Origin of the sequence: Streptomyces sp. DH24 (assembly GCF_029813775.1) — a bacterium.
Lineage (GTDB): Bacteria > Actinomycetota > Actinomycetes > Streptomycetales > Streptomycetaceae > Streptomyces.
Genome location: NZ_JARVKW010000022.1, coordinates 20,333 through 45,564, shown reverse-complemented (window position 1 = coordinate 45,564; position 25,232 = coordinate 20,333). Strand labels below are relative to the sequence as shown.

General features: G+C 71.0%; 25 protein-coding genes. 14 read left to right on the top strand and 11 right to left on the bottom strand.

Features of this window, described 5'->3' with window-relative positions:
* Window positions 1-39: 39 nt before the first annotated feature.
* Complete coding sequence (gene mshA / locus QC282_RS19065) at window positions 40-1,380, top strand: D-inositol-3-phosphate glycosyltransferase (RefSeq protein ID WP_279550689.1); 1,341 nt, start codon at window positions 40-42, stop codon at window positions 1,378-1,380.
* Window positions 1,373-1,882 (top strand): YbjN domain-containing protein, encoded by a 510-nt coding sequence (locus QC282_RS19060; RefSeq protein WP_279550688.1) that lies wholly within the window; start codon window positions 1,373-1,375, stop codon window positions 1,880-1,882. The genes mshA and QC282_RS19060 overlap by 8 nt, the downstream gene beginning before the upstream one ends.
* 144 nt (window positions 1,883-2,026) lie before the next feature.
* Here QC282_RS19060 and QC282_RS19055 read toward each other — a convergent pair whose 3' ends face one another.
* Window positions 2,027-2,833 (bottom strand): AraC family transcriptional regulator, encoded by an 807-nt coding sequence (locus QC282_RS19055; protein WP_279550687.1) that lies wholly within the window; start codon window positions 2,831-2,833, stop codon window positions 2,027-2,029.
* Here QC282_RS19055 and QC282_RS19050 point away from each other — a divergent pair.
* Window positions 2,832-3,317 (top strand): DUF2000 domain-containing protein, encoded by a 486-nt coding sequence (locus QC282_RS19050; protein ID WP_279550686.1) that lies wholly within the window; start codon window positions 2,832-2,834, stop codon window positions 3,315-3,317. The two genes, QC282_RS19055 and QC282_RS19050, sit on opposite strands and share 2 nt — an antisense overlap.
* A gap of 150 nt (window positions 3,318-3,467) precedes the next feature.
* On the opposite strand, the gene QC282_RS19045 is transcribed toward QC282_RS19050, so the two are convergent.
* On the bottom strand, window positions 3,468-4,805 hold the full coding sequence (locus QC282_RS19045) for an MFS transporter (protein WP_279550685.1): 1,338 nt from the start codon (window positions 4,803-4,805) through the stop codon (window positions 3,468-3,470).
* A gap of 164 nt (window positions 4,806-4,969) precedes the next feature.
* Here QC282_RS19045 and QC282_RS19040 point away from each other — a divergent pair, with 164 nt between their 5' ends.
* Window positions 4,970-5,731: a phosphoglyceromutase gene (locus QC282_RS19040; RefSeq protein WP_279550684.1), complete on the top strand. Its 762-nt coding sequence runs from the start codon at window positions 4,970-4,972 to the stop codon at window positions 5,729-5,731.
* Between the two features lie 106 nt (window positions 5,732-5,837).
* Here QC282_RS19040 and QC282_RS19035 read toward each other — a convergent pair whose 3' ends face one another.
* Complete coding sequence (locus QC282_RS19035; RefSeq protein WP_279550683.1) at window positions 5,838-6,221, bottom strand: ATP-binding protein; 384 nt, start codon at window positions 6,219-6,221, stop codon at window positions 5,838-5,840.
* A gap of 102 nt (window positions 6,222-6,323) precedes the next feature.
* Between QC282_RS19035 and QC282_RS19030 the strand changes: the two genes are divergently transcribed.
* Entirely contained in the window at window positions 6,324-7,082 is a 759-nt protein-coding gene (locus QC282_RS19030; protein WP_279550682.1) for a GntR family transcriptional regulator, read from the top strand.
* A 288-nt stretch (window positions 7,083-7,370) separates the two neighbouring features.
* Here the strand turns inward: QC282_RS19030 and QC282_RS19025 are convergent, their stop codons facing one another.
* Entirely contained in the window at window positions 7,371-8,288 is a 918-nt protein-coding gene (locus QC282_RS19025) for a hypothetical protein (protein ID WP_279550681.1), read from the bottom strand.
* 860 nt (window positions 8,289-9,148) lie between these two features.
* Here QC282_RS19025 and QC282_RS19020 point away from each other — a divergent pair.
* A complete protein-coding gene (locus QC282_RS19020) occupies window positions 9,149-10,465 on the top strand; it encodes a pyridoxal phosphate-dependent aminotransferase (RefSeq protein WP_279550680.1) in 1,317 nt (438 codons plus the stop codon).
* Between the two features lie 55 nt (window positions 10,466-10,520).
* On the opposite strand, the gene QC282_RS19015 is transcribed toward QC282_RS19020, so the two are convergent.
* The 3 genes from QC282_RS19015 to phoU all read right to left on the bottom strand — a co-directional run bounded on the left by QC282_RS19015 (window position 10,521) and on the right by phoU (window position 12,046).
* On the bottom strand, window positions 10,521-10,769 hold the full coding sequence (locus QC282_RS19015) for an SCO4226 family nickel-binding protein (protein ID WP_279550679.1): 249 nt from the start codon (window positions 10,767-10,769) through the stop codon (window positions 10,521-10,523).
* Window positions 10,770-10,927: 158 nt separating this feature from the next.
* Complete coding sequence (locus QC282_RS19010; RefSeq protein WP_279550678.1) at window positions 10,928-11,083, bottom strand: hypothetical protein; 156 nt, start codon at window positions 11,081-11,083, stop codon at window positions 10,928-10,930.
* A 264-nt stretch (window positions 11,084-11,347) separates the two neighbouring features.
* Complete coding sequence (gene phoU / locus QC282_RS19005) at window positions 11,348-12,046, bottom strand: phosphate signaling complex protein PhoU (RefSeq protein WP_279550677.1); 699 nt, start codon at window positions 12,044-12,046, stop codon at window positions 11,348-11,350.
* Window positions 12,047-12,268: 222 nt separating this feature from the next.
* On the opposite strand from phoU, the gene QC282_RS19000 reads away from it, so the two are divergent.
* Both QC282_RS19000 and QC282_RS18995 read left to right on the top strand, forming a co-directional pair.
* Window positions 12,269-13,615 carry a cell wall metabolism sensor histidine kinase WalK gene (locus QC282_RS19000; protein WP_279550676.1) on the top strand — a complete coding sequence of 449 codons (1,347 nt, stop codon included), beginning with the start codon at window positions 12,269-12,271 and terminating at the stop codon, window positions 13,613-13,615.
* On the top strand, window positions 13,612-14,292 hold the full coding sequence (locus QC282_RS18995; RefSeq protein WP_030829297.1) for a response regulator transcription factor: 681 nt from the start codon (window positions 13,612-13,614) through the stop codon (window positions 14,290-14,292). Before QC282_RS19000 ends, QC282_RS18995 begins: the two co-directional genes overlap by 4 nt.
* A 225-nt stretch (window positions 14,293-14,517) precedes the next feature.
* Here the strand turns inward: QC282_RS18995 and QC282_RS18990 are convergent, their stop codons facing one another.
* Complete coding sequence (locus QC282_RS18990; RefSeq protein ID WP_279550675.1) at window positions 14,518-15,219, bottom strand: DUF461 domain-containing protein; 702 nt, start codon at window positions 15,217-15,219, stop codon at window positions 14,518-14,520.
* Window positions 15,220-15,918: 699 nt separating this feature from the next.
* On the opposite strand from QC282_RS18990, the gene QC282_RS18985 reads away from it, so the two are divergent.
* The 6 genes from QC282_RS18985 (at window position 15,919) to QC282_RS18960 (ending at window position 22,300) form a co-directional block, all read left to right on the top strand.
* Entirely contained in the window at window positions 15,919-16,401 is a 483-nt protein-coding gene (locus QC282_RS18985; protein WP_003953493.1) for a CarD family transcriptional regulator, read from the top strand.
* 319 nt (window positions 16,402-16,720) lie between these two features.
* Complete coding sequence (gene ispD / locus QC282_RS18980; RefSeq protein WP_279550674.1) at window positions 16,721-17,473, top strand: 2-C-methyl-D-erythritol 4-phosphate cytidylyltransferase; 753 nt, start codon at window positions 16,721-16,723, stop codon at window positions 17,471-17,473.
* Window positions 17,463-17,957 carry a 2-C-methyl-D-erythritol 2,4-cyclodiphosphate synthase gene (gene ispF, locus QC282_RS18975; RefSeq protein ID WP_279550673.1) on the top strand — a complete coding sequence of 165 codons (495 nt, stop codon included), beginning with the start codon at window positions 17,463-17,465 and terminating at the stop codon, window positions 17,955-17,957. Before ispD ends, ispF begins: the two co-directional genes overlap by 11 nt.
* Window positions 17,958-18,029: 72 nt before the next feature.
* Window positions 18,030-19,430 carry a cysteine--tRNA ligase gene (gene cysS, locus QC282_RS18970; RefSeq protein WP_279550672.1) on the top strand — a complete coding sequence of 467 codons (1,401 nt, stop codon included), beginning with the start codon at window positions 18,030-18,032 and terminating at the stop codon, window positions 19,428-19,430.
* A 97-nt stretch (window positions 19,431-19,527) separates the two neighbouring features.
* The gene (gene rlmB / locus QC282_RS18965) at window positions 19,528-20,469 is read left to right on the top strand and encodes a 23S rRNA (guanosine(2251)-2'-O)-methyltransferase RlmB (protein ID WP_279550671.1); all 942 of its coding nucleotides are present in this window, start codon (window positions 19,528-19,530) and stop codon (window positions 20,467-20,469) included.
* 139 nt (window positions 20,470-20,608) lie between these two features.
* Entirely contained in the window at window positions 20,609-22,300 is a 1,692-nt protein-coding gene (locus tag QC282_RS18960; protein ID WP_279550669.1) for a DoxX family membrane protein, read from the top strand.
* Window positions 22,301-22,424: 124 nt separating this feature from the next.
* On the opposite strand, the gene QC282_RS18955 is transcribed toward QC282_RS18960, so the two are convergent.
* From QC282_RS18955 to QC282_RS18945, 3 genes are all read right to left on the bottom strand, one after another.
* Window positions 22,425-23,156 (bottom strand): nucleotidyltransferase family protein, encoded by a 732-nt coding sequence (locus QC282_RS18955; RefSeq protein ID WP_279550667.1) that lies wholly within the window; start codon window positions 23,154-23,156, stop codon window positions 22,425-22,427.
* Window positions 23,157-23,226: 70 nt separating this feature from the next.
* On the bottom strand, window positions 23,227-23,679 hold the full coding sequence (locus QC282_RS18950; RefSeq protein ID WP_279550666.1) for a hypothetical protein: 453 nt from the start codon (window positions 23,677-23,679) through the stop codon (window positions 23,227-23,229).
* A gap of 247 nt (window positions 23,680-23,926) precedes the next feature.
* A complete protein-coding gene (locus QC282_RS18945; protein ID WP_279550665.1) occupies window positions 23,927-25,015 on the bottom strand; it encodes a sn-glycerol-3-phosphate ABC transporter ATP-binding protein UgpC in 1,089 nt (362 codons plus the stop codon).
* Between the last annotated feature and the right edge of the window lie 217 nt (window positions 25,016-25,232).

Here is a 25,232-nt window from a genome sequence, read left to right as displayed (position 1 = left end):
TCCTCCGTACGGCATGCCCGCAGCAAGGAGGAACGCCACGTGAGCCAGTACGTCAGCAGGCTCGGGCGTCGTTCCGTGGCAGCGGCACCCGCGCGGCTGCGCCTGCACCGCCGCGCCCGCCGCGTCGCCATGCTCTCCGTGCACACCTCCCCGCTCCACCAGCCGGGCACCGGCGACGCCGGCGGCATGAACGTCTACATCGTGGAGCTCGCGCAGCGCCTCGCCGCGATCAACATCGAGGTCGAGATCTTCACGCGCGCCACCTCCGCCGCCCTCCCGCCCGCCGTCGAGCTGTCCCCCGGCGTCCTGGTCCGGCACGTCGACGCGGGCCCCTACGAGGGTCTCGCCAAGGAGGACCTGCCGGCGCAGCTGTGCGCCTTCACGCACGGCGTGATGCAGGCCTGGGCCGGCCACCGCCCCGGTCACTACGACCTGGTCCACTCGCACTACTGGCTCTCCGGCCACGTCGGCTGGCTCGCCGCCCAGCGCTGGGGCGTGCCGCTGGTGCACGCCATGCACACCATGGCCAAGGTCAAGAACGCCAACCTCGCCGACGGCGACACCCCAGAGCCCGCCGCCCGCGTCATCGGCGAGACCCAGATCGTGGGCGCCGCCGACCGCCTCATCGCCAACACGGCCGAGGAGGCCGACGAGCTCGTGCGGCACTACGCCGCCGACCCCGCCAAGGTCGCCGTCGTCCACCCCGGCGTGAACCTCGACCGCTTCCGCCCCGCCGACGGCCGCGCCGCCGCCCGCGCCCGGCTCGGCCTGCCGCAGGACGCGCTGGTGCCGCTGTTCGCGGGCCGCATCCAGCCGCTGAAGGCTCCCGACGTGCTGCTGCGCGCGGTCGCCGTGCTGCTCGACGAGCGGCCGGACCTGCGCTCGAAGATCGTCGTCCCGGTCGTCGGCGGCCCCAGCGGCAGCGGCCTCGCCAGGCCGGAGGGCCTGCAGAAGCTCGCCGCGCGGCTGGGCGTCGCGGACGTCGTACGGTTCCGGCCGCCCGTCGACCAGGACCGGCTCGCCGACTGGTTCCGGGCCGCGTCCGTGCTGGTGATGCCGTCCTACAGCGAGTCCTTCGGGCTGGTCGCCATAGAGGCGCAGGCCACCGGTACGCCGGTGCTCGCGGCGGCGGTCGGCGGGCTCCCGGTCGCCGTGCGGGACGGGCACACCGGCGTCCTCGTCCAGGGCCACGACCCGGCCGCGTACGCGCGCGTGCTGCGCGAGTTCGCCGACTCGCCGGACCTCGTGCCCCGGATGGGCGCCGCGGCGGCCCGGCACGCCCAGTCCTTCGGGTGGGACACCGCGGCCGCCGCCACGGCCGACGTGTACACGGCCGCGCTGCACGCGCACCGCCGTCGCGTACGCTCCCACCATGGCTGATGGAGACAAGGCAGCACAGGCGGCGGGGGTCGTCGAGGACGCCCTGAGGAGCGCCGAGCTCGACTGGGAGAGCCCCTCGCCCGGCACCTACGTCGTCAAGCTCCCCGGCACGCGCAAACTGTCGACGACGGTCTCCCTCGTCGTCGGCCGGCACTCGCTGTCCCTCAACGCCTTCGTGATCCGCCACCCCGACGAGAACGAGGCGGCCGTCCACCGCTGGCTCCTGGAGCGCAACCTCAAGCTGTACGGCGTGAGTTACGCGGTCGACCAGCTCGGCGACATCTACCTCACCGGCCGCCTGCCGCTGGCCGCCGTCACCGCCGACGAGGTCGACCGGCTGCTCGGGCAGGTGCTGGAGGCGGCGGACGGCAGCTTCAACTCCCTTCTGGAGCTGGGCTTCGCGTCGGCGATCCGCAAGGAGTACGAGTGGCGCGTGTCGCGCGGTGAGTCGACACGCAACCTCGACGCGTTCACGCACCTGATCGAGCGCCCCGCGGACTGAGGCCGCGACCGCCGGCCGCCGCGAGGCCCGCGAGCCCGACCGGACCGACGTCCCCGACGTCCCCGACGTCCCTGGCTTCACCGGCGACCCGCACTCCCGCCTGGAGTTCTACGCCACCACCGGCGCCGTACGGCCGCGGAACCCCTAGGACGCCCGGCGCGCCGCGGCCCGGTAGCGGCCCGGCGGCACACCGACGAGCCTGCGGAAATGCCGGGTGAGATGCGACTGGTCGTAGAAGCCGGTCGCGGGCGCCACCTCGCCCGGTGGCCGTCCGTCGAGAAGGAGCCGGCGGGCGCGTTCGACGCGGCGGGACATCAGGTACTGGTGCGGCGCGATGCCGTACGCGGCGCTGAACGCCCGTACGAGATGCGCCGGATGGGCGGACAGCAGCGCGGCGGCGTCGTCCAGCGAGAGGCCGTCGACCACCCGCTCGTCGAGGAGTTCGCGCAACCGGCGGGCGAGCGCCGGGTCGCGACGGGGTGCGGAACCGGTGGCCCCCGGCGCCAGGTGGGCCCGCAGCCGCTCCCCGACCAGCGTCAGCCGGCTCTGGGCCTCCAACTCGTCGCCGGGCCGGGCGAGCGCCGTGTGCAACTGGCCGACGCGGCGGCGCAGCAGCGGATCACGCAGGTCGGGGGAGTCGACGGCCCGCCCGATCAGGTCCTCGCCGAGAAGCGTGCCGTCGAGGTAGAGGACCCGCTTGCGGAAGCCGTCGGAGGTGACCGGGGAGCCGTTGTGCGGGACGTGCGGCGGCAGCAGCGACACCGTGTCGTGCGGCGTGCCGTGCTCGTGCCGGTCGAGGTCGTACCGTACGGCGCCGTCGTCCACGATCAGCAGCGTCCACGCCTCGTGGACGTGCATCGGATAGGCGTACTCCGTGAAGTGGGCGTGGAAGACCTCCACGACGCCCGGAACGCGGGGTCGCCAGGCGGAGACGTTCCGCTGCGCGGCCATGCAAAGAACGTACAAGACCCCGCCGCGGGCCTCCCGGCAGTCTCGGATCATGAGCACAGAGCCCACCGAGCCGATCCGTTTCGACACCAAGATCGCCGTCCTGCTGCGCGAGGACCTGGAGCCCTGGCAGCGCCTCAACGTCACCGCCTTCCTGGTCAGCGGCCTCGGCACCCAGCTCCCCGAGGTGATCGGCGAGCCGTACGAGGACGCCGACGGCGTCGCCTACCTGCCGATGTTCCGCCAGCCGGTGCTGGTCTTCGAGGGCACGAAGGAGACGCTGACCGCGGCCCACGCGCGAGCCCTGTCCCGCGCCCTGCCGCGCGCCCTCTTCACGTCGGACCTGTTCACGACGGGCAACGACCGCGACAACCGCGCGGCCGTACGGGCGGTGCCGACGGGGGAACTGGACCTGGTGGGGCTGGCGGTGTACGGGCCGCGGAACGGGGTGGACAAGGTGGTGAAGGGGGCGCGGATGCATCCGTGAGGAGGGTGGGGGTGGCCGTTGGGCGGTGATCGCCTGGGCCGGGGCGCGGGGGCGTCGGCGCCGGCGTGGCTGTGGCCGTTTTCTCAGGCGGTGTCGCCGGGCTTGGCTGTGGCCGTCTTCAGGCGGTGTCGCGGGGCGCGGGGATGGCTGTCAGGCGGTGGTGACCCCGGGCTTGGGGCCGGTGCCGGCCGGCGCGACGTCGACGACGACAGGCTCCTCGTTCTCCGGGGCCTCCTGCTTTGTTCCGCCATCGCCGCTCTCGCCGCTCTCTCCCCTCTCTCCGTTGGGTTCGTCCGGGAGTCGCCGCATGAGGGCGCTGTACCCGACGCCCGCCACCGTTCCGACGACGGCGCACAGCCCCCACAGCCACTCGGCCCCGTACCGGTCGATGACGACCCCGGACAGCAGGGGCGCGACGAGCGCGGCCACGGACCAGGACATCGTGTACATGCCCTGATAGCGGCCGCGTCCGTGCACCGGCGAGAGCCGCACGACGAGCCCGGTCTGCGTGGGGGCGTTGACGATCTCCGCCAGCGTCCACACGCACACCGTCAGCGCGAAGACACCGACGGAACCGGCGAAGGCGGTGAGCCCGAAGCCGTACCCGGCGAGCAGGGACGAGGCGACGAGCAGCAGCCGGGTGTCGCGGTGCTCGATGAACCGGGTGACGGGGATCTGGAGCGCGACGATCAGCACGCCGTTGACGGCGATGGCCATGCCGTAGTCGGCGGGCGTGAACCCGGCCTCGCCCATGGCGACGGGCAGCCCGAGGAAGCCCTGCTGGAAGACGAGCGCCACGAGGAACGACAGCCCGACGACACTCATGAACCGCCCGTCGCGCAGTACGGTCCCCAGCCCGACGGCGTCCTTGCTCCCGGTCTTGCCGTCCTGGACGGGCCGGGACTCGGGCAGCTTGAGGAAGATCAGAACGGCGCAGACCAGGGTCATGCCGCCCTCGATGAGGAAGCCGGCGAGATAGCTGAACTCGGCGATGAACCCGGCGGCCATGGACGACACGGCGAACCCGAGGTTGATGGCCCAGTAGTTGAGCGAGAAGGCGCGGATCCGGTCCTCGGGCCGGACGATGTCGGCCATCATCGCCTGCACGGCGGGCCGGGAGGCGTTGGAGGCCATGCCGACGAGGAAGGCGACGGCGGCGATGGCGACCGGGTGGTGCATGAACCCGAGCAGCGCGACGGACAGGGCCGTGGAGGCCTGGGCGACGAGCAGGGTGGGCCGCCGCCCGAGCCGGTCGGTCATGACGCCGGCGCCGAGGGAGGAGATGACGCCGCCGAGCCCGTGCAGGGCGGCGACCAGACCCGCGTAGGTGGCGGAGTAGCCGCGCTCCAGGGTGAGGTACAGCGCCATGAAGGTGGCGACGAAGGCACCGAGCCGGTTCACGAGGGTGCTGGTCCACAGCCACCAGAACTCACGGGGCAACCCGGAAACAGTCTCCCGGACAGCGCGTCTGGCACGGGCGTACGGCATGAGGATCCCCCACGGACATCAGGCCTGCTGTAAGCGGCTCAAGCGGTGAGCACAACTTACGAGGGGGTGGCTGCCGGTGACCACTCAATTAACAGATCCCGTCAACCGTCCGCCCTGCGGGCGGGGCGCGCGAGGGATCAGGGGGTTCGATTACGCTCGGGCCCATGGCCGACGCACCGTACAAGCTGATCCTCCTCCGCCACGGCGAGAGCGAATGGAACGCGAAGAACCTGTTCACCGGCTGGGTGGACGTCAACCTGAACGAGAAGGGCGAGAAGGAGGCAGTCCGCGGCGGTGAGCTGCTCAAGGACGCCGGCCTGCTCCCCGACGTGGTCCACACGTCCCTCCAGAAGCGCGCGATCCGCACGGCACAGCTCGCGCTGGAGTCCGCGGACCGCCTCTGGATCCCCGTGCACCGCTCCTGGCGCCTGAACGAGCGTCACTACGGCGCCCTCCAGGGCAAGGACAAGGCGCAGACGCTGGCGGAGTTCGGCGAGGAGCAGTTCATGCTGTGGCGCCGCTCCTACGACACCCCGCCGCCGCCGCTGGACCGCGACGCCGAGTACTCCCAGTTCGACGACCCGCGCTACGCGACCCTCCCGCCGGAGCTGCGCCCGCAGACGGAGTGCCTGAAGGACGTCGTCGTCCGCATGCTGCCGTACTGGTTCGACGGCATCGTCCCCGACCTGCTGACCGGCCGCACGGTCCTGGTCGCCGCCCACGGCAACAGCCTGCGCGCCCTGGTCAAGCACCTGGACGGCATCTCGGACGCGGACATCGCGGGCCTGAACATCCCGACGGGCATCCCCCTGTACTACGAACTCGACGCGACCTTCAAGCCGGTCACCCCGGGCGGCAAGTACCTGGACCCGGAGGCAGCGGCGGCTGCGATCGAGGCGGTCAAGAACCAGGGCAAGAAGAAGTAACGTCCGCCCTCTGACTGAGTTGGCTCCCGCCCTGCTGTTTCTCGGCAGGGCGGGAGCCTTTTGGTCTGGCGGCTGAGAGGGCGACTGGAGAAGGCCGGATGTCCCCTCACTCCGCCCAGGCATCGGCGACAAGGAAGGAAACGACCGTTCCGCCGAAGCGGCTGGGGCCGGAGTGCCAGGAGTCGGCGATGGAGTCGACCAGGAGCAGGCCGCGGCCGTGGGCGTCGTGTGCTTCCGGGTGCCGTAGCCGGACGTCCGCCGGGAAGCCCGGGTTGTGCACGTCGACGCGGAGCGAGGTGTCCTCGCGGTACCACTCGACCCGCACCAGCCAGGGGTCCTCGGACTTCCCGTAGCGGACGGCGTTGGTCACCAACTCGGAGAGCATCAGCGTGCAGTCGTCGATCGAGCAGTCCGGGTTGTAGGGAGCGAGGAACTTCCGGAACCAACGCCGGGCGCGGGGCACGGACTCGGGTTCCGGGTGCAGGGTCATCGCTCCGAGACGCGGTGAGTGCAATGGTGGTCCCCGCAGCGGGCACCCGCAGGGGCCCCACCTATGGCCTAAGGTGTCTAGAGAGGCAAGGAGGACGGTGGAATGGCCAACACCGACGACGACCGTCGGCCCAAGTACCAGCGGATCGCGGACTCCCTGCGCGAGGCGATCCGGTCGGGTGAGTACGGTCCCGGTGATCGCCTTCCGGGCGAGAACGACCTCATGGCCACTCATGGCGTGGCCCGCATGACGGCCCGTCAGGCGCTGAGCGTCCTGCGGGACGAAGGTGTCGCCGAAGCCCGCAAGGGTGCCGGGGTGTTCGTCCGGGCGTTCCGGCCGCTTCGGCGCCGGGGTATCCAGCGGCTGTCCCAGGAGCAGTGGGGCAATGGCCGCTCCATCTGGTCGGCGGACATGGAGAACCGGGCCCTTGAGGTGGATCAGGTCACCGTTTCCGAGGAAGCGGCACCCGACCGCATCGGCGCGGTGCTGGAGCTGGCCGACGCGGGAACGGTGTGCGTGAGGCGTCGGCGCTTCGTCCTGGACGGCAAGCCCGTCATGCTCGCCACCAGCTACCTGCCCGCCTCGGTGGTTGCCGGGTCGGCCATCACTCGGGAGGACACCGGGCCGGGTGGGACGTACGCCCGGCTCGCCGAACTCGGTTACAAGCCCGCTCACTTCCGCGAAGAGATCCGCTCACGCATGCCGTCGAAGGACGAGGCGGCCCAACTGGGCATGTCCGCGGGCACCCCTGTCGTCCTGGTCTGCCGCACCGCCTTCACGGATGACGGCAGACCCGTCGAGGTCAGTGAAATGACGCTCGACGCTGCCTCGTACATCCTGGAGTACGACTTCGACGCGTGAGCGCGGGACGGTCCCTGCCCAACAGCGATCGTCAGTTCCCAGAGCACGTCGTCCTCGGCATGGCAGAACTCGAGAAGCCGCCTGTGCTGGCGGCCCGCGGAGGGTGCTGGTTCCGGGGCGGCGGCCTGGAAGTCCACCTGTCCGCGACGGCTGACGTCCGGTAGACCATCGGCGCGCCTCTTCGCGGGCCGTTTCCGTCGTGGCGCCCGGCACCGCACCGCACTGCATCTCAGGGCAGGGCCGGGGCGAGCCAGCCCTGAGTACTGCCGCCCGGCACCCGTTGGCGCGCTACGCGGCAATCGCCAAGCGCCTTTGAATCGTGGGGGCTTCGTCCTCATCCTCTGCTGTACCCGCGAGGCTGAACGACGCCTGCGGGTTCGACTGCACCAAGCACAGCCAGTCCCCGACGGTCGCTTCCTGCGGAACAAAGACGATTTCTGTCGGCCGCGGAGGCGGAGAGGTGGACAGCACCATCGCCGTGAACTGGTCGGTGGCCGTGATGAGGACGACGTCATGGCCGATGCCGGAGACCCGCTCCATCACACCGGAGGCAGGCTCCTCGGGGTCCGCGACCACCAGCACGTGCGCCCCGTCCTCGCCCGTCGTCCGGTCGAGTTCGGACAGGAAGCCCATGAACCCGGGGATGTGCTTGCTCCGCAGGTCCCGGATCACCTTTTCCCGGCCGGACTGGAAGCCGGGGGTCTTCGCCCAAGTGAAGTTGAGGGTGACGGAAACCGAGTTGGCCAGCGCCACGTCGATCTCGGCCATCTCCTCCCGGGTCGGGTACGTCGCACCGTCATCCAGTTCGTGAGCAGACAGCCATCGGTTGACTTCACTCCACAACCAGGCCTGAGACCTGCCCACGGTGCCCTCCGGGGCGGGGAAACGCTCACCCTGGGCCTTCCGCGCGCCCGCGATCCACTGACTGACGTTCTGGCGGGACCTGCCCGTTCTCTCGGCGATCTCGTGAACGCCGACGAGATCTCGGTCCAAGCGGCACACCTGAAGCTGCGGAACAGCGCCCCGAGCAGCGGAAACGGCTGTCACGGCCGCTTCGACGGCCGTGTCTCCCGACCCCGTGATCATCAGAAGATCCACGCCGCCGGCCCGGGCCAGCAGCGCATCGCACTTCTCCTGCAAGGCATCGACGGCAGCCTGGTCATCTACATCCACGCCGGATACGACAAAGGTGAAGTCATAGTCCATGGTTGCCCCCTCATCCTTCATCACCGTCGCAGAGCCGTTGACATTCGTCAACAGCAGAACCGGGGCAAAGTCGGGCAAAAAATACTGTGACTAATCCCTGGGGTGGCCCGTGAGGCTGCGCTGTGGGGAGTCAGGGGGTAGTGGGCAGCGGGCGGCCAGGCGGTCTACTCGCCGAGCGTGCGAGCTCTCGTTCTGAGGCGTTCCCGAGATGGGGATGACCGTGCACTCCGATTCGCACGGGCAGTAGAGCCTGCCCCAGTGGCCTTCCTTCCGCAGCGCCCAACCGCGGTCCACCCACTTCTCCAGGACGCGACGCACGTCCTTCTTCGGGTGGTCGGAGGGCTTGAGGTCACGGCCGACCACTCGTCACCACCCATATCTGGGTGCGACGCCCTGGAGAGGTGTCCCGCCCGTGTCGGAGAAGTCGGTAACCCGCGGGGAAGCAGCGCGGGGGTGATCATTTGCCACGGGCGACTGTGCTCCTCCGGTGCCGGCCATACGGGGTTCGGGCACCCGCAGGCAAGATCACTCCCGTGTCGGAGTGGTAACGCTCCGACACCAGAACGATACTCCAGATGACGGACACCCCGTGACCGAGGCGACCAGCGGTGCGGTACCCCGCTTCCGGGCGTACCGGCCGTGAGCGGTGGGAAGTTCGCCGTTCAAGATCCGCGCCGAAAGTCGGGGCAAGGGCGGAGTGAGGGAAGGTGGAAATAATCACCGCGCCACTCACCTGCATGTTGGTGCAGTCGAGTGGCGTTCCGGTTTTCCGTGTGGGTTCCTGTGCGTAAGGGTGCCGTGGTGACAAATCCCGTCCCACAGGTTCCTTTGTCGAACCTCCCCACGCTACCCTCCGCCGCATGATCAAAAAGGAAACCCTTCAGGATCTGCTCGCGTCCGACAGTTCCCCCTGCGGAATGCCCGACGCCGGTTTATTGCGGGACTATTTAGCTGCCGGCATGCCTCACGGTGAGCCGATATGTATGAGTTTCGGTGAGACCTGGGACCGAATAGCTCCGGGTCTCGCCGAATGTCTGTCCGGCGTGCCGAAAGGAGCGCACGGGTATCAGCTCTCGCTCCACGGGCTGCCCCGGCTGCGCAACGCCCTCGCCGAGCATCTGCGCACCACGCACCGCCTCCCCGGCACGGCCGAGCGCGGGCGGGACTGGGAGGTGGCCGTCACCTGGACCGGGACGCGCACCACGATGTACGACTTCGGCCGACTGGTGCGGGACCGGGCCGGGTCCGCCGCGCGTCGGCCGGTGGCGCTGGTCGCAGGCCCCGCCTGGGACTACGCCGGGGTGTTCGCCCCGCTCGGCTACGAGCTGCGGTACCTGACGCTGCGGCCCGAGGCCGGGTTCGTACCGGACACGGCGGAACTCGACCGGATCGTCACCGGCGTCGCGGCGGACCCGGACGCGGAGCTCGCCCTGGTCGTCGTCAACGCCCAGCACAATCCGACCGCGGTGAACTGGAGCGGCGATTTCGTGGCCCGGATGTTCGGCGCCGCGGAATCCGCCGGTGCCGCGGTGCTGATCGACGACGCGTACTTCACTGTGCACGACGAGGGAGTCACGCCGACCTCCGCGCTGAGCATGATGATCGAGCGCGGTGGAATCGGAAAGGGAGTTCCCTGGGTCGCGGTGCAGTCCATGGGCAAACAGTTCGGCAGCAACGGCTGGGGGATCGGCTCGCTCACCGCGCCCGTGGAAACACTGGACGCGTTGGTGAACACGTATCGGCTGCACCACACCCTGATGGCTTCCGGAATGCTTCAGCACGCGATGGCCGATTGGCTCGGTTCGCCGGAAAGCGCGGATTTTCTGGCCCGCCAGCGCCTGCGGCTGACCGAGATCCGGGCCACCGCCGAGACGCAGTTCGTCAAGAAGCTGGGATATCCGGCGGCCGCGGTGCACGCCGGCGAGTGCACCCCGTACGTGGTCGTCGACGTGCCGCCCGCCTACGCGGTGAGTGAGGACAAAGCGCGGGAGTTCCGCAGCCGGTGCTTCGAGCGGACCGCCGTACTCACCGCGCCCATCTGGCCCTGGCCGATGCCCACCCCGGGCGCCGAGCAGCGCCCTCAGCTCCGGCTTTATCTCGGCTCCGGAGTGGACGGGGTGACCGAGGCCGTACGGCGTATGGCGGACGCCGGGCTGGACTACCTGGCCGCCACCTGAAATCCCGGCCGCCTGACCCTGACGTTCACTCCGCCCCGCCGCCCGCGCGCCGGTCTCAGACCGACAGCGGCACCTCGTGGATCTCGTCCGCCTTGTGGCCCGCGCGTTCGTGGACGCGTTGGACCGCGTCCGCCGACGGGCCCTCCGAGAGGCAGTAGATCGTGCCGGACCGCGGGTCCGCCCACGCGTGTTCGAAGTGGACGCCTTCTTCCTGCTCGATCGCCAGGTCCGCCTGGTGTGCCTCGTGCAACTGGTCGGACGTGATGCCCGTCATCCCGTGGTGGACGTCCATGAACTTGGCCATGGCCCGCACCTCCCTCTTTCCGAGTGCGTCGCCCTGCCGTCGTTCCTTCCATGCTGCGCCCGGCGAACCGATGTGGCGACTCGGCCGAACGGGTGACGGCGGCCCGGCATGCCGAAGGCCCCGGCGCGGTCACACCGCGCCGGGGCCCCTCGGTTTCGTCAGCTGCACTGGCAGGGACTGCCCGACTGGCACCCGCAGCCGCAGCCCGAGCCGCAGCCGCAGGCGCCGATCAGCATGAGGTTCCTGATCTCGGCGGGCTGCTCGGTCTCGCGCTCCTGCGTGGGGTCCGGCGTCGTGCCGGGGGTCTCGGCCATGGGTCCCTCCTAAAGAGAGGCTGATGCCTGTGCCCATTGCATGCCCGGTCGGGCGGGCGCATCAACGGCGCACAGGTGCTCGGGAGCCCTTCCGGCCGACCGGCACCTCCCCTCGCACGCCCCCCACCCCGGCCGAGTCCGGACACCGGCCGAGTCCGGGCCCCGGTAAGGCTGACCCGGCCCTCGACCAACCCAGGCCCAGGCCCAAGCCCAGCCCACGCCCGCGCCCGTCAAGGCGTGCCCCACAGTCCAGAAGGCCGAGCCCTACGCCCCCTCGACCCCCGAAACCGCCTGGATCTCGGACTTCTCCTGCTGCAACTCGTCCGCGTGCTCGCCCGTCACCAGGTACACCACCCGCTTCGCGACGGCCACCGCGTGGTCCGCGTACCGCTCGTAGTAGCGGCCCAGCAGCGTCACGTCGACGGCCGTCTCGATGCCGTGCTTCCAGCGGTCGTCCATCAGGTGCTGGAACAGGGCCCGGTGCAGCAGGTCCATCGCGTCGTCGTCCTGCTCCAGCTGGAGCGCCAGGTCGACGTCCTTCGTGACGATCACCTCGGCCGCCTTAGCCATCAGGCGCTGGGCGAGCTGGCCCATCTCCAGGATGGTCGCGTGCAGGTCCTGCGGCACCGCGCGCTCCGGGTAGCGCAGCCGCGCGAGCTTCGCCACGTGCTGGGCGAGGTCGCCCGAACGCTCCAGGTCCGCCGACATGCGCAGCGACGTCACGACTATCCGCAGGTCGGTGGCCACCGGCTGCTGCCGGGCCAGCAGGGCTATGGCACGAGCCTCCAGCTCGTGCTGGAGTTCGTCGACCCGCTGGTCGGCCTCGATGACGTTCTCGGCCAGCTTCAGATCGGAGTCGAGGATGGCGGTCGTGGCGCGTCCGATCGCCGACCCGACCAGCCGGGCCATCTCCACCAGACTGTCGCCGATCGAGTCAAGTTCCTCGTGGTACGCGTCCCGCATCAGGGTTTCCCTCTCGTGCGTCTACTTCGGGGGCTCAGCCTCGTTACGGACAGATTCCGGGGGCTCAGCAACCCCACGCTCCCACGTTCCGTCCCGTACGCGACCGTTTCCATCACCTCAAATGAATCAATACTGGCCCCAAGGTGAACTCTGGGCGACGAGTGTTCGAGGTCGCACCCGGACGGCTGTGGACGGGGGGTATCGCATGCCTAACCTGGACGCATGGACGTGAACGCGGCGGTCGCCGCAGCGGCAGCGATCGCCGGGGTGCTCACCGGCGTCATCGCCATGCTGGCGTTCCGCTGGAGCGAGCGCGAGCAGAAGCGCCCCACGCGCACCTCACTGCACACGGACCCGGTGCTTCCGCCGGGCGTGGACACGGTGCTGTCCGTGCTGCGCTCGTCCGCCGTCGTCCTCGACGAGGCCGACGCCGTCGTGAAGGCCAGCTCCGCCGCGTACGCCCTCGGGCTGGTGCGCGGCGGCAAGCTCGCCGTCGAGCCCATGCTGCAGATGGCCCGGGACACCCGACGTGACGGGGAGATACGCCAGGTCGAGCTGGACCTGCCCCGCCGGGGCACCGGACGCGGCGAGGCCCTCGCCGTCTCCGCGCGCGTCGCGCCGCTCGGCTCCCGGCTCGTGCTCCTCCTCGTGGAGGACCTCACCGAGGCCCGCCGCATCGAGGCCGTACGACGCGACTTCGTCGCCAACGTGAGCCACGAGCTGAAGACGCCCGTCGGCGCGCTCTCCCTGCTGTCCGAGGCCGTCATGGACGCCTCCGACGATCCGGAGGCCGTGGAGCGCTTCGCCGGCCGGATGCAGATCGAGGCCACCCGGCTCACCAATCTGGTCCAGGAACTCATCGACCTCTCCCGGGTGCAGAACGACGACCCGCTGGAGGACGCCGAACCCGTCCGCGTCGACGAACTCGTCGCCGAGGCCATCGACCGCTGCCGCCACCAGGCCGGCACCAAGCAGATCACCATCGCCGCCTCGATCCTGGAGCCCGACGGGTTCCCGGACGAGGACGGCGGGGGGCGCCGGGCGGGCAGCGCCGACCTGGCGGTCTGGGGAAACCGCGGCCAGCTGGCCGCCGCCCTCGGCAACCTCGTGGAGAACGCCGTCAACTACTCACCCGCCCGGACCCGCGTCGGCATCGCCGCACGCAGCATCGCCGCGCCGGGCGGCGACATGATCGAGATAGCCGTCACCGACCAGGGCATCGGCATCTCCGACAAGGACAAGGAGCGCATCTTCGAGCGCTTCTACCGGGTCGACCCGGCCCGCTCCCGTGCCACCGGTGGTACGGGGCTGGGGCTGGCGATCGTCAAGCACGTGGCCGCCTCGCACGGCGGGGAGGTCACGGTGTGGAGCGCCGAGAACCAGGGCTCCACGTTCACCCTGCGACTGCCGGAGGCGGGCGCGGCCCGCGACCGCGCTCAGCAGCGGACCGCCCGCGAAGCCCGCACGGGCCTCGACACCGAGGCCGGACGGTCCACTTCCCCCACGTCTTCCCCAGCCCCCCCAACATCCCCGTACGAAACGCTTCCCGCCCCGGAGGTCCTTCCGTGACCCGTGTGCTCGTCGTCGAGGACGAGGAGTCCTTCTCCGACGCCCTGTCGTACATGCTCCGCAAGGAGGGCTTCGAGGTCGCAGTGGCGACCACGGGGCCCGACGGACTCGACGAGTTCGAGCGCAACGGCGCCGATCTCGTCCTCCTCGACCTGATGCTGCCCGGCCTGCCGGGCACCGAGGTGTGCCGTCAGCTGCGCGGCCGCTCCAACGTTCCCGTGATCATGGTGACCGCCAAGGACAGCGAGATCGACAAGGTTGTCGGTCTGGAGATAGGAGCCGACGACTACGTCACCAAGCCCTTCTCCTCCCGCGAGCTGGTCGCCCGCATCCGTGCCGTGCTGCGCCGCCGCGGCGAGCCGGAGGAGGTGGCCCCGGCCGCCCTGGAGGCCGGCCCCGTCCGCATGGACGTCGACCGGCACGTGGTCACGGTCGGCGGCACCAAGGTCGACCTGCCGCTCAAGGAGTTCGACCTGCTGGAGATGCTGCTGCGCAACGCCGGCCGCGTGCTGACCCGCATGCAGCTGATCGACCGCGTCTGGGGCGCCGACTACGTCGGTGACACCAAGACCCTCGACGTCCACGTCAAGCGGCTGCGCGCCAAGATCGAGCCGGACCCGGGCGCGCCGCGCTACCTGGTGACGGTCCGCGGCCTGGGCTACAAGTTCGAGCCGTAAACCGGCCCGCCCGCCGGGCCGAGCACCGGTCGGCCGGCGGTACGGCCGTCCCCGCGGAACGGCGGCGGCCGGAACAGCAGTGACGACAGCAGGGGCGGAACCTCCCGAAGAGGTCCGCCCCTGCTGTTGTCTGCTGTGTTCAGTCCGTACGGCGCACGCAGCGCGTATGGCGGCTGCGGCCCGTGCGGGGTAGTGCTCGCGTCCGCCCGCGCGGCCCGCGTCGGCTCAGTGGCCGGCCGCCGCGTGGTCCTCCGACTCCGCGGCCGACGCGCTCGCGGAAGCGGCGTCGGTCGGCGTGGCGGAGCCGCCGGGCGTGGCCGACGCGCCCTCGGAGGGCTCACCGGTGGCCTCGCCGGACGCGTGGTCGCCCGGCTCCTCCGGCGCGGACGCCGAGGCCGAGGCACCCGGCGCCGCCGGAGCCCCGGTCGGGCCCCAGGAGGCGTAGTAGCCCTCGGACGGGACGACGAACGCGCGCAGGTCGATGGCGCCGGTCCTGCTGAAGGTGAAGGTGACCTTCTGCGCGTCGCCGTCGACCAGGCTCTCGCCGCCGCCGGCCAGGACCGCCGAGGCGTTGTCCTTGCCGCCGATGATGAGCGAGCCGCCCGCCGGGATGCTCAGGGTCTTGCCCTTGGCCGGCGTCAGCTTGGCCTCGCCGGCGCCCTCCACGGTGATGGACTCCAGCGTCTCGGCGCTGCTGCCGCTGTTGAAGACGGTGGCGGAGACCACCGCGGGGCCGGTCGACTCCTTGTCGGGCTGGGTGACGACGACGGCGTTCTGGATCTTCAGGCCGTCGACGGCCGTGGCCGCGTTGTCCGGCCTGACACCGAGCGTCTGTGCGTTGTGGCCGGCGCCGCACGCGGCGAGCGAGGCGATCGAGACTGCGATGACGGCGGCGGCGAGGGCGCCGCGTCGAAGGCTGCTGCTCACGGCGGCGGCAACTCCTTGACTCGAGCGTGGCGGCCGGGGAAGCCACCCTTGGTGTCTGTCAGCGGCCTTAGGTTACCGAGCCGTTCCCGCGCCGCCGCACCCGACCCTCCCTCCGGGCGCCGGCATACCCCGCGCAGGTGCGGAAGAGGCCCCGCGCCCTCACCGCGTCCGTCCGGCGTCCGTCCGGCGTCCGTCCCGGCATCTCCGCCACATGTGTCCCACAGGCCGGCACAGGTCACTTTGGCCCCGCCCTCGTCCGCCATTCACATAAGTCGCGCCCGGGCGTCTCGGGGAATTTCCGTGAAGAATGCGCGGCCCGGCGAAAAAGTGATCACGGGGAGATCTCCGGGACCGGCGCGGAGAGATCTACGGGACCGGCCGCGCGGCCCGGTGATCAATTCCGGAATCGTCCGGAAGCCCACCGCGGCAACCGAACGGAGTAGCGGAAGTCGATCATCTGGAAGCGGACATATGGGGATGTTCGGCCGCTCGGCGGGGCCTCGGGAGGCGTGTGACGGGTGTGTTTCGCTCGCCCCGGAGAGCGGCTCCGACCTGCGAATACCTGCTTCCGTTCGCCCGGCGAAGCACGTTCCTGTTGCACTTGTCAAGCCCCGAGATATGCCCTGACCTGCGAAAACGCCATTCAGAAGACGCCGTATCCGTGTTACCCTGGATAGCCACGGAAGGGGTACCTGTCACATGACGTTCAAGGTTGGCGACACCGTGGTCTATCCCCATCACGGGGCCGCGCTGATCGAGGCAATCGAAACTCGCCAGATCAAAGGCGTGGACAAGACCTACTTGGTGCTGAAGGTCGCCCAGGGTGACCTGACGGTACGTGTGCCAGCGGACAATGCGGAGTTCGTCGGCGTGCGTGATGTGGTCGGTCAGGACGGGCTGGACCGGGTCTTCGAGGTGCTGCGCGCGCCGTACGCCGAGGAGCCCACGAACTGGTCGCGTCGATACAAGGCAAACCTGGAGAAGCTCGCCTCCGGCGATGTCATCAAGGTCGCGGAAGTCGTGCGTGACCTGTGGCGTCGTGAGCGCGAGCGCGGACTCTCCGCCGGTGAGAAGCGCATGCTCGCCAAGGCCCGCCAGATCCTGGTGAGCGAGCTCGCTCTCGCGGAGAACACCAACGAGGACAAGGCCGAGGCGCTGCTCGACGAGGTTCTCGCCTCCTGACGCAAGGCAGGCAGCCAGCCCGCTCAGCTCTCAGCACAGTGCAGTGAAATGCCGCGGTGCCCGATGACACTTCTCCTGTCGCCGGGCGCTGCGGCATGTTCGTATCCGGGCAACCCTGTGCCGCGCGCCGCGCCCACGCCGTACGCCTCGAAGCCCGCTCATGCCGTACGCCCAAGACGGGGGTGTCCCCCCGGTACTGAAGGTGCCGGGCCCGGGCAGCTGTCTCGACCGGTGTCACGGAAGGGTCCGGTCGAGGCTCGCGCCCGGCACGGTGTGGCCATACCCACGTAGGTTGAGCACACAAACCTGACAGGAACCGATGTCTGACGATTCGCGTCCCTCGCCCGCGCAGGCCCGCACCGCAGCCGTGATTCCGGCCGCCGGCCGGGGTGTTCGGCTCGGTCCGGGCGCCCCCAAAGCACTTCGCGCGCTGGGCGGCACGCCCATGCTGATCCACGCCGTGCGCGCCATGGCCGCCTCGCGGGCGGTCTCCCTGGTCGTGGTCGTGGCACCGCCCGACGGCGCGGCCGAGGTCAAGAGCATGCTCGACGCGCACGCGCTGCCCGAGCGCACCGACTTCCTCGTGGTGCCCGGCGGCGCGTCGCGCCAGGAGTCCGTACGCCGCGGTCTGGACGCGCTGCCGCCCGGCCACGACATCGTGCTCGTCCACGACGCGGCCCGGCCGCTGGTCCCGGTCGACACGGTGGACGCGGTGATCGAGGCGGTGCGCGAGGGCGCGCCCGCCGTCGTGCCGGCGCTGCCCCTCGCCGACACCGTCAAGGAGGTCGAGCCGGCGGCGGCACCCGGCGAGGCGGAACCGGTGGTGGCCACGCCGGTACGGGCGCGGCTCCGGGCGGTGCAGACCCCGCAGGGCTTCGACCGGGCGACGCTGGTGCGGGCGCACGAGACGGTGACGGGCGACGTCACCGACGACGCGAGCATGGTCGAGCAGCTCGGGCTGACGGTCGTGACCGTGCCCGGGCACGAGGAGGCGTTCAAGGTGACGCGCCCGCTGGACCTGATCCTGGCGGAGGCGGTCCTGGCGCGCAGGAGGATGAACGATGGCTTCTGAGGGCTTTCCGCTGCCGCAGGTCGGCATCGGCACCGACATCCACGCCTTCGAGGAGGGCCGCGAGCTGTGGTGCGCGGGCCTGAAGTGGGAGGGCGAGGGGCCGGGGCTGGCCGGGCACTCCGACGCGGACGTCGTCGCGCACGCCGCGTGCAACGCGCTGTTCTCGGCCGCCGGGCTCGGTGACCTGGGACAGCACTTCGGCACCGGACGGCCCGAGTGGTCCGGCGCGTCCGGGGTGACGCTGCTGACGGAGGCCGCGCGGATCGTGCGCGAGGCGGGCTTCCGGATCGGGAACGTCGCCGTCCAGGTCGTCGGCCCCCGCCCGAAGATCGGCAAACGCCGCGACGAGGCCCAGAAGATCCTCTCGGAGGCGGCCGGCGCCCCGGTGTCGGTCTCCGGCGCGACGACGGACGGCCTGGGCTTCCCGGGCCGGGGCGAGGGCCTCATGGCGATCGCCACCGCGCTGGTGGTCCCGGAAGGCTAGGACAGGCCCCGCTCCGCCGGACTTGTGGGGGAAGGGCGCGAGGCACAGGTCCGCGCCCACTACCCTGGAGGCGTGACTATTCGGCTGTACGACACCAGCGCCCGGCAGATCCGTGACTTCGCCCCCCTCGTTCCGGGCTGTGTCTCGATCTACCTGTGTGGCGCCACCGTGCAGGCCGCACCGCACATCGGGCACATCCGCTCGGGGCTGAACTTCGACATCATGCGCCGCTGGTTCGCGTACCGCGGCTACGACGTCACGTTCATCCGCAACGTCACGGACATCGACGACAAGATCATCGCCAAGTCGGCCGAGCAGGGCCGCCCCTGGTGGTCCATCGGCTACGAGAACGAGCGCGCCTTCAGCGACGGCTACCGCGCGCTCGGCTGCCTGCCGCCCACCTACGAACCGCGCGCCACCGGGCACGTGACCGAGATGGTCGAGATGATGCGCGGGCTGATCGAGCGCGGGCACGCGTACGAGGCCGACGGCAACGTCTACTTCGACGTGAAGTCCTTCCCCGAGTACCTGCGGCTGTCGAACCAGGAGCTGGAGAACCTCAAGCAGCCCTCCGGCACCGGCGAGACCGGCAAGCGCGACCCGCGCGACTTCGCCATGTGGAAGGCGGCCAAGCCCGGGGAGCCGAGCTGGGAGACGCCGTGGGGCCGGGGCCGGCCCGGCTGGCACCTTGAGTGCTCGGCGATGGCGCACAAGTACCTGGGCTCCGCCTTCGACATCCACGGCGGCGGCCTGGACCTGATCTTCCCGCACCACGAGAACGAGATCGCCCAGGCCAAGGCCTACGGCGACGAGTTCGCGCGGCACTGGGTGCACAACGCCTGGGTCACCATGAGCGGCGAGAAGATGTCGAAGTCGCTCGGCAACTCGGTGCTCGTCAGCGAGATGGTCAAGCAGTGGCGGCCCGTCGTGCTGCGCTACTACCTGGGCACCCCGCACTACCGCTCGATGATCGAGTACAGCGAGGAGGCGCTGCGGGAGGCCGAGTCGGCGTTCGCGCGCATCGAGGGCTTCGTGCAGCGCGTGGTGGAACTCGCCGGGGGCCCGGTCGAGCCCGCCGCCGAGGTGCCGCCCGCCTTCGCCGAGGCGATGGACGACGACCTGGGCGTCCCGCAGGCGCTCGCCGTCGTGCACACCACGGTCCGGCAGGGCAACAGCGCGCTGACCGCCGACGACAAGGAGGCCGCCGTGGAGCGCCTCGCCGAGGTGCGCGCCATGCTCGGCGTCCTCGGCCTGGACCCGCTCGACCCGCACTGGGCCGGCGAGTCCGACCGCGGCGAGGACCTGCACGGCGTGGTCGACAGCCTCGTACGCCTCGTCCTCGACCAGCGCGAGGCCGCGCGGGCGCGCAAGGACTGGCCGACCGCGGACGCCATCCGCGATCAGCTGAAGCACTCCGGGCTCGCCATCGAGGACGGCCCGCAGGGCCCTCGCTGGAGCCTCGGCAAGGGCTGAGACCCCACGGGCTCGAAGATCGACTGTGCCGCCCGGCCTCCCGGGCGGCACACTGCATGAATACGTACGCACGCAACTTCACGGAGACGGGTAGCTCATGGCCGCGAACAACCGCCGCATGTCCGGCAAGAAGGGCGCGCAGGTCGGCAGCGGCGGCAAGCGGCGCCGGGGCCTTGAGGGCAAGGGCCCGACGCCCCCCGCCGAGATGCGCAAGGGGCACAAGAAGAACCGCATCGCCGGCGCCCAGGCCAAGCAGGCCGCGCGCCGGCCCGCGGCGCGCGGACGGGGCGGCAAGTCCGCCTCGGAACTGGTCGTCGGCCGCAACCCGGTCGTCGAGGCGCTGCGCGGCGGGGTGCCCGCGTCGACGCTGTACGTGCAGCAGTTCATCGACAACGACGAGCGGGTGCGCGAGGCGCTGCAGCTCGCGGCGGAGCGCGGCGGCATCAACCTCATGGAGGCCCCGCGTCCCGAGCTGGACCGGATGACGAACGGCCTGAACCACCAGGGCCTCGTCCTCCAGGTCCCGCCCTACGAGTACGCGCACCCCGAGGACCTCGTCGCCGCCGCCCAGGAGGAGGACGAGGACCCGCTGATCGTCGCCCTCGACGGCGTGACCGACCCGCGCAACCTCGGTGCGGTCGTCCGGTCCGTCTCCGCCTTCGGCGGGCACGGCGTGGTCGTGCCCGAGCGGCGTGCGGCCGGCATGACGGCCGGTGCCTGGAAGACGTCCGCCGGTACCGCCGCGCGTACGCCGGTGGCCCGCGCGACCAACCTCACGCGCGCCCTGGAGGCGTACAAGAAGGCCGGCATCGTGGTCGTCGGGCTCGCCGCCGACGGCGAGGTGGAGCTGGACGAGCTGGAGGCCCTCGGCGGGCCCGTCGTCGTCGTGGTCGGCAGCGAGGGCAAGGGCCTGTCGCGGCTGGTCGGCGAGACCTGCGACCACCGGGTGCGGATCCCGATGCCCGGCGGCGCGGAGTCCCTCAACGCCGGTGTGGCGGCGGGCATCGTGCTGTACGAGGCGGCCCGCAGGCGCGCCTGACCCGCCCGGCATGGGCGTCCGAACGGACGTCCATGCCGTCACCCGCTCGGGGCAATCCCGGCGAGCAGGACAAGCTTGACGCTGTCCGGACAGATCCGACGGGTCAAAGCAGTGTCCTAACCACACGTCACTCGGTTAGATGAGTGTGGACACCAGAACACCCCGCACACCCACGGGGGACCGCTCGTCGGGACACGACGACGCTCCCGCGCTGAGCATGGTGAAGGTGCCGAGCGATCCGGCGCAGGTCATCGTCAACCACGCGACGTTCCGCGTGCAGTTGGGCCCCTCGACGTGGCGCACCCAATCCTCGCGCATCGCACGGCACTTGAGCGCCACGCAGGACACCGCCCCGATGCCCGCCGTCGGAGCCGCCGGGGCCCGTCGCCGTCCCGTCGTGTGGAGCGGCCGGTCCGCCCCGGACGACACCGGCGCCCACCGACTCCTCCAGGCCGTGCGGAACGGCGGCCTCCGATACGCCGACGAGCCGCTCTACGACGCCGGAGCCACCCAGGTCATCCCCCGCGTCGTCGAAAACCGCCCGGCCGGCGGCGGCTACGACGGATACGGCGGATACGACGACGACCTGACCGCCCGGACCGTCGAGACACCTGTCGTCGGCGCCCAGCGCAGCCACGACTCCTACGACCCGCAGGACACCGGCGGCACCCGCCTCCTGCCGCACATGCGCACCGTGGGCAGCGCCTACGACGAACCCGGCTACGCGGAACCCGGCTACGCGGACGAGGATCCCGACGACACCGGCGCGTACGAGGCGGTGCGGGCCGACGGCGGCACCGAGCGCCGCGCCCGGCGCCACGCCGACGACCCGGCGCGGCACGCCTACTACCCGGGCCGCCGCATGAACCTCGGCGTCGTGCTGCTCCCGCTGCGCGTCTTCCTCGGGTTCATCTCCATCTACGCCGGCATGGGCAAGCTCAGCGACCCGCACTACTTCGACGGCGGCAAGCGCGGCTCCATGGTGAAGTGGCTCAACACCCTGCACCCCTGGGAAGTCGCCGAGCCGCTGCGGCAGTTCGCCCTCGAACACCCCGTCGGGTCCGGCCTCGTCATCGCCTTCCTCCAGGTCATCGTCGGCGTCCTGACGGTGCTGGGCTGCTGGCAGCGGGTGGCGGCCGTGATCGGTGTCGCGCTGTCCGCGGCGCTGCTCGTCACCGTCAGCTGGAAGAGCGTCCCCGCCTACGACGCGCCGGACATCATCTACCTCGCCGCCTGGTCCCCGCTGGTCATCGCCGGCGCCCCGGTCTACTCGGTCGACGGCCGCCTCGCCGCCGGTGCCTGGCGGCGCCTCGGGCCCCGCGCCCCCATCTGGGACCTGCGCCGCTACGTACTGCGCCGCGGCGCCCTGGTCACCACCGTGGTCGCCGGGCTCACGCTGCTCATCGGCTCGGTGCTGGGCGGTGCCGTCCGGGACGCCGACCGGGTCGTCGTGCCCGGCCCCGGCGAGGCCCCGCGCAACGAACTGCCGGGCTCCCCGCTCCCGGAGGAGCCCCGGGACGAGGAGAGCACGCCGTCGGCGTCCGACTCGCCCACGCAGGGCGCCACGTCCGGGCCGGCCGATCCGAGCGCCGGCTCCTCGCCCTCGCAGGGCGCGACCACCGGCGTCTCCAACGGCAGCACCGCCGGTACGCAGCCCACCGAGACGCAGGGCACCACGGGCCAGGTGCCGCCGCAGCAGACCGCCCCGGGCGGGCAGGAGCCCAGCACCAGCTCCGGTCCGACCGCCGGCGGTACCACCGGCGGCGACTCGGGCGGCGACGAGGGGGGCTCCACCTCCCAGCCCGGCCTCGTGGGCGGCCTGCTGGGATGAGCTAGCCGGCGGGCGGCCTCCTCGGGCCGCCGGCCGACCCGGCAACGACGGGGTCCCGCACACGCGGTGTGCGGGAACCCGTCGACGTTTTCGGCCTCGGGCGGTTTCCTTCCGCCCGCGGCCGTCAACGGCGCTGGGCCGCCAGCTCCTTCGCCGCCTCCGTCAGGTCCTTCGCGGTGTCGATCGCCCGCCAGTAGGAGCCCTGCGGGATGGGGAACCCGGACAGCCGGCGTTCGCGCGCCAGCCGCGGGAACGTGGTGCGCTCGTGGTCGCCGCGCGCCGGGAGCAGGTCGGCGAAGCCGGGGGAGAAGACGTACACACCCGCGTTGATCTCGAACGTGGACGGCGGCGCCTCGATGAAGTCCGTGATGTGGCCGAAGCCGTCCGTCTGCACGGCGCCCCACGGCAGCCGCGGGCGGGCCAGGGCGAGCGTCGCGACGGCGTCCCGCTCGGCGTGGAAGTCCGCCATGTCGCGCAGCGAGAAACGGGTCCAGATGTCGCCGTTGGTGGCGTACCACGGCCTGTCCGGGTGGGGGAGGTGCGCGGCGGCGTACTTGAGGCCGCCGCCGCGGCCGAGGGGCTCGGTCTCCACGACGGTGGTGACGGAGACCGGCAGGTCGGCGGAGTCCAGCCACTTCTGGAGGACTTCGGCGAGGTGGCCGCAGGAGACCACCACGTCTGTCACGCCTTCCTCGGCGAGCCAGGCAAGCTGATGGCCGATGATCGGCGTCCCCGTGCCGGGGATCTCGACCATCGGCTTGGGCCGGTCGTCGGTGTAGGGACGCAGCCGGGAACCCTGACCACCGGCCAGGACGACGGCTTGGACGGGGCGGGACGCAGCGCTCGGATCGGTCATGACCGAACTTTACGTGGCGTCCCGCTCACGGCCGCCGTCGGCGACCGCTCGGGGGAAGGTGCCGTGCGGCTCAGCGGTGGGCTGCGGCGACCCCCGTGGCGAAGGAGGTGTCGCAGACGGGGCGCGCGTACGACTGGGCGCGGGTCGGGCCGTAGATCCGGACCGCGGCCCTGCCCAGCGCGCGGGCGATCGAACCGCAGTGCCGCGCCAGCGACGGACGGCCGTTGACGGCCTGCTGGAGGTGGGTCAGGGCGACGCCCGGGTTCTCCTCCTGCAGTTCGGTGAGCAGCTTGTCGCGCAGCACGTCCTGCGGGGCGCGGCTCACGGAGCGCGTGGTCCCGGCGACGGAGGCGTCCGCGGCGGTCAGTACCGGGTTCGAGGGGTTCCCCGACCAGTTGACCCGGGTGACCGCGAGAGTCCCGGAGAGCACCAGGACGACGGGCAGAACGAGGGCGAGGGTGCGGCCGATCCGTCGGGCGGGGCCCCGGCCGCGTCGCGTCTGTTGGGTAGTGGAGTGCTTCACGCGTGTGAGGGTAGCGTGGAGTAATGATTTGGAGACATTTAGTCACCGGTTCGGGGGATGGGCAGCCGCCCTCAGGTGGGTAGTGGGTTGACGCACACTGCTCGAAATGCCCGGTGTGTCGGGGTATTTGTCGACACCCGGGCGGCCGGGGATTCACCGGAACGAACGAGAAATGGGGCCCCGCAGCAGTCTGCGGGGCCCCATTTCTCGTGTGCTGGGCGCTGATCGGACCCTGTCGGGCCACGGATCAGTCGGACAGACGCGCACCCGTGGAGGTGGAGAACACGTGGGTCTCGCCGGCGCGCGGGACGACGTGCAGCGTGCTGCCCTTCTCCGGGACGTCACGGCCGCCGACGCGGACGACGAGGTCCTTCGACTCGCCGCCGACGCTGGCGGTGCCGTAGACGAACGCGTCGGAGCCGAGCTCCTCGACCACGTTCACGGTGACCGGGACACCCAGGTCGGCGTCGGCACCGGCGACGTCGAAGTGCTCGGGGCGGACGCCGACGGTGACGGTCTTGTCGGTGGCGGAGGACAGCGCCTCGCGCTGGACCGGCACCACGCTGTTGCCGAACTTCACGCCGCCGTCGGTGACCGGGACCTCGACCAGGTTCATGGCGGGGGAGCCGATGAAGCCGGCGACGAAGAGGTTCGCGGGCCGGTCGTACATGTTGCGCGGGGTGTCGACCTGCTGGAGCAGACCGTCCTTGAGGACCGCCACGCGGTCGCCCATCGTCAGGGCCTCGACCTGGTCGTGGGTGACGTAGACGGTGGTGATGCCCAGGCGGCGCTGGAGCGAGGCGATCTGCGTACGCGTCGAGACACGGAGCTTGGCGTCCAGGTTGGACAGCGGCTCGTCCATGAGGAACACCTGCGGCTCACGCACGATGGCGCGGCCCATGGCGACACGCTGGCGCTGACCGCCGGAGAGCGCCTTCGGCTTGCGGTCGAGGTACTCGGTGAGGTCGAGGATCTTCGCGGCCTCCTCGACCTTCTGCCGGATCTCCGCCTTGTTGACGCCGGCGATCTTGAGCGCGAAGCCCATGTTGTCGGCGACCGACATGTGCGGGTAGAGCGCGTAGTTCTGGAACACCATGGCGATGTCCCGGTCCTTCGGCGGCAGGTGCGTGACGTCGCGGTCGCCGATGCGGATGGCGCCGCCGTTGACGTCCTCAAGACCCGCGAGCATGCGCAGGGAGGTGGACTTGCCGCAGCCGGACGGGCCGACCAGGACGAGGAACTCGCCGTCCGCGATCTCGATGTCCAGGGCGTCGACGGCGGGCTTGGTGGAACCCGGGTAGATCCGGGTCGCCTTGTCGAACGTGACAGTGGCCATGGTGATGGGCCCCCTTCTACCGGCAGGAACGTGCCGGACGATCCGTTGTAGGAAGGTGGTGCCACTACGGGTGATTCCGTTGTGGGAGTCCACGAGCGTGAACTGGATCAGGACGGTACCTGGCGTTCACCTGGTCTGTCAGTACTTCGTGGTGAGTGAACTTCACCGAAATTTTTCGCCGGACGCCCGTTCCGGACCGCGCCGGTACCGTTCGGCC